This window comes from Hymenobacter sp. AT01-02 (assembly GCF_000961955.2).
Lineage (GTDB): Bacteria > Bacteroidota > Bacteroidia > Cytophagales > Hymenobacteraceae > Hymenobacter > Hymenobacter mucosus.
This window is the reverse complement of sequence record NZ_JZIR02000040.1, coordinates 1-3,389: the sequence shown is the minus strand read 5'-3', so window position 1 is coordinate 3,389 and position 3,389 is coordinate 1. Positions and strand designations below refer to the sequence as shown.

Annotated in this window: 6 protein-coding genes; 3 read left to right on the top strand and 3 right to left on the bottom strand. The window is 58.3% G+C overall.

Annotated elements, in window-relative coordinates:
- Window positions 1–63 precede the first annotated feature (63 nt).
- Window positions 64–669: an SDR family NAD(P)-dependent oxidoreductase gene (locus tag VI25_RS13855; protein WP_262489955.1), complete on the bottom strand. Its 606-nt coding sequence runs from the start codon at window positions 667–669 to the stop codon at window positions 64–66.
- Window positions 636–854, bottom strand: a complete 219-nt coding sequence (locus VI25_RS27830; RefSeq protein WP_262489954.1) for an SDR family NAD(P)-dependent oxidoreductase — start codon at window positions 852–854, stop codon at window positions 636–638. The genes VI25_RS13855 and VI25_RS27830 overlap by 34 nt, the downstream gene beginning before the upstream one ends.
- 163 nt (window positions 855–1,017) lie before the next feature.
- Between VI25_RS27830 and VI25_RS26980 the strand changes: the two genes are divergently transcribed.
- The gene (locus VI25_RS26980; RefSeq protein WP_236705061.1) at window positions 1,018–1,566 is read left to right on the top strand and encodes an SDR family NAD(P)-dependent oxidoreductase; all 549 of its coding nucleotides are present in this window, start codon (window positions 1,018–1,020) and stop codon (window positions 1,564–1,566) included.
- Window positions 1,563–2,018 carry a hypothetical protein gene (locus VI25_RS26975; protein WP_236705060.1) on the top strand — a complete coding sequence of 152 codons (456 nt, stop codon included), beginning with the start codon at window positions 1,563–1,565 and terminating at the stop codon, window positions 2,016–2,018. Before VI25_RS26980 ends, VI25_RS26975 begins: the two co-directional genes overlap by 4 nt.
- Before the next feature lie 159 nt (window positions 2,019–2,177).
- On the opposite strand, the gene VI25_RS13845 is transcribed toward VI25_RS26975, so the two are convergent.
- The gene (locus tag VI25_RS13845) at window positions 2,178–2,471 is read right to left on the bottom strand and encodes a hypothetical protein (RefSeq protein WP_045687871.1); all 294 of its coding nucleotides are present in this window, start codon (window positions 2,469–2,471) and stop codon (window positions 2,178–2,180) included.
- Window positions 2,472–2,841: 370 nt separating this feature from the next.
- Between VI25_RS13845 and VI25_RS13840 the strand changes: the two genes are divergently transcribed.
- Window positions 2,842–3,315, top strand: a complete 474-nt coding sequence (locus VI25_RS13840) for a hypothetical protein (protein WP_045687870.1) — start codon at window positions 2,842–2,844, stop codon at window positions 3,313–3,315.
- Window positions 3,316–3,389: the final 74 nt, after the last annotated feature.

The window sequence follows — 3,389 nt, the reverse complement described above, 5'->3', positions numbered from 1 at the left end:
TACGGCTACAGCGTGTAGCCGTAGCCGGGGCCGCGCTAGTGAGGAAGGGGGAGCTTTTCAGGACTAGCCAATGCTGCGGATGACGCCCCCATCTACGCGCACGGAAGCGCCATTGGTAGCGGCGGCCAGTGGGCTGCACAGGTAGGCCACCATGGAGGCTACTTCGTCGGTGGTGATGAAGCGCTTGAGCAGGGATGAGGGACGGGCGTCGCGGAAGAACTCGTGCTCGGCATCTTCCCGGGTTTTGCCCTCGCCGGCTAGTTGGCGCAAAAATTCTTCTACCCCCTCAGAAGCAGTAGGGCCGGGCAGCACGGAGTTTACGGTGACGCCCGTACCCGCCGTAAGTTCGGCTAGGCCCCGCGCTACGCCTAGCTGGGCGGTTTTGGTAGTGCCGTAGTGCACCATCTCCGCCGGAATCTGCAAGCCCGATTCGCTACTGATAAACAGAATACGGCCCCAATTTTTGCTCAGCATCTGGGGGAAATATTGGCGGGATAGGCGCACCCCACTCAGCACGTTCACCTCGAAGAAGCGCAGCCAGTCTTCGTCCGAAATTTCGGCAAACGGTTTAGGCTCAAAAATGCCCACGTTGTTTACCAGGATATCGACCGTGGGCACTTCCATGAGCAGGTAGTTCACCTGCTCGGCTTTGCTGAAGTCGACGGGCACGCCCCGCACAAGGGCAGTAGCGTTTCGGCCAAGATGACGGCGCGTGCTTCTTCTAGGCGCGCTTCGGTGCGGCCCGTAAGAATGACCTCGGCGCCCTCGGCAGCTAGGCGGCGCGCAATAGCCAGGCCAATGCCGGCGGTAGAACCCGTAACTAGGGCTACTTTACTGGTGAGTTGTAAATCCATACGGAAGAGATGGTGGAAGGAAACTTCTGCCTTAAACCACCAAGAGCCCAATTTGTCTGCGCTGGGTGGTATTGCACAATTATGGCCTGGGCTGGCCGCTAGGGGTATAAAGCCGTATGAGAAAGTCAATTGCACTGCCTTCTACTATTACTCCTGCCTTCCTATGAAACTCAAACCACTGAAGAAACAAACTCTTGTCATTACGGGCGCTACTAGCGGCATTGGCCTAGCCACTGCCCGCATGGCGGCCGAGGCCGGCGCAAAGCTGGTACTGGCTGCCCGCAGCGAAGAAGACCTGCAAAAAGTAGCCGCCGACTTAACTCGTCGCGGCGGCCAGGTAGCTACCGTGGTGGCCGACGTAGCCCGTATTCCCGATATTCAGCGCGTTGCCGCTACTGCCAAAGAAAAATTCGGGGGCTTTGATACCTGGATTAATAATGCAGCTGCTTCCATTTGGGGGCGCCTGGAAGAAGTAAGCGACGAGGACAGCCGCCGCATGTTTGATACCAACTACTGGGGCGTGGTAAACGGCTCTTTAGAGGCTATTAAATACCTCAAACAGCACGGCGGCGCTCTTATAAACCTGGGCAGCGTAGCCTCCGACATTGCTTTTCCTCTGCAAGGCATGTATTCGGCCAGCAAGCACGCAATTAAGGGCTTCACGGATGCCTTGCGCATAGAACTGGAAGAAGAAGGGCCCCGGTTTCCGTGACCCTCATTAAGCCTGCGGCCATTAATACGCCCTTCCCGCAGCACGCCAAAAACTACATGGACCGGGAGCCTCAGCTGCCACCACCCGTGTACGAGCCCGAGGAAGTAGCCAACGCCATCATTCACGCGGCCCAGCACCCCGAGCGCGACGTATATATTGGGGGAGGTGGCAAGATGTTCAGCTCTCTGAATAAGCACATTCCGCGGGCCATGGACTTCATGAATGAGAAGATAAACATGAAGCTGCAAACCCGCGACGAGCCCCCACGCCACCCCGCTGGCTCCTTACACCGCCCCGAGGTGCGCGACGGACAAGTGCACGGCGACCACCCTGGCTATGTTATGAAGAAAAGCCTGTACACCCGCGCTAGCCTGCATCCTGTCCTGACGGGGGCTTTTGCTGCGCTGGCCGGTGGAGTACTGGTAGCCCTGCTTTCTGGCCGAGACGAATAAGCCTGAACGCTCCCGCATCCTACGACAAGAGCTCCGCTGCACTAGGTAGCGGAGGCTCTTGTCGTAGGATGCCGGGGGTGCGTTGGTTTGCGGCTCACCGGAAGCGCACTTGAGGCGGTAAGGTATTGCTTTGGTGGCTTTAGGTAGGGCTTCTGGCAATTAGCCCAAGGGCTGCCAGGTTTGTTCTACTACTGCGGCCGTGTTTGTGGAGAGGTAGTCGTTGTAGAGTTGCTCGGCTGGCCCTTGGCCCAGCACCGGTCCGCCTTCCGTGGGTAGTACTAGGAGCAGGGCATTGGGGGCTAGGCCCAAGGCAGTGGTGAGGTGCTGTTGTAGCGCACTGGTATTGAGTGGCCCTTCGGTTTGCTGGAGCTTCACCACGGTAAGGTGCTGGCCGTTGTGTTCGATGCGGGCAAAGACAGCAGCAGGCCCGGTTGAGAAAGTGTCGGTGCTCATAAGGTGGGGTTGCGGTTTGGTATGCTATACGCAAGGGCCTGCGCAATGGGCTAGCGAAGACCGCCCGTACCTAGCGTTTCACTGGGCCATAGCGCATACACCCTCATTTCGGCGAGCGGGAAGGCTGAAAAACCGCTGCTAGCCGCGCGAATGGCTAGGCAAGGCAGCAATAACCGATACAGGCCGTGCAACGGTACTGTGTTGCCAAAGTATGGGGCGAAGAAACGGGCAGATTGGTCGGTTTTTTCGGGGTACTTATAGAGACTTGCCCTAGTTGGCCGCAAAGGGGGCACTTGGTTTGAATAAGGACAGACAGAACGCAGCGTCCTGAACCTCAAACTTCATCATTTCCTCCATCCTCCTTTCAACCATGAAAAAGCAACTTTTCAGCCTCGCCATCCTCCTCGGTCTTGCTACCTCATTCGCCGAAACCACCGTTGCCGCCCAGGCTCCCGTATCTGGCCGTGAGCAGCGCCAGGACGGCCGTGGTAAAGACCATAAGCAAGGCAAGCATGGCCCCCAGGACCAGCAGCGCCGCACCGACCAGATGGCCAAAGAGCTTGACCTCAGTAGCAAGCAGAAGTCGAAGGTCGAGAAGATATTCCAGGAGCAGCAGCAGCAAATGCAGGCCCTACGTAGCCGCTCCGGCCAAGACCGTAGCCAGCACATGGCCGAAGCTAAGCGCATCCACGAAGCCGCCGACAAAAAGCTGAAAGATGTGCTTTCGAAAAAGCAGTACGCCCAGCTAGCGGCTAAGCGTCAGGAGCGTCAGCGCCAGATGGGCAGCCGCCAGGGCGACCGGCGCGGCGGCTTTGAGCGCCGCGAGGCCGGTGGCCGCAGCTAATGCAGCGGCAAACCGTAGATTTCGTCCCGCCGGTAGCCCGCCGTGGCTTCCTTAGGCCAAGAATCAGATGTAGC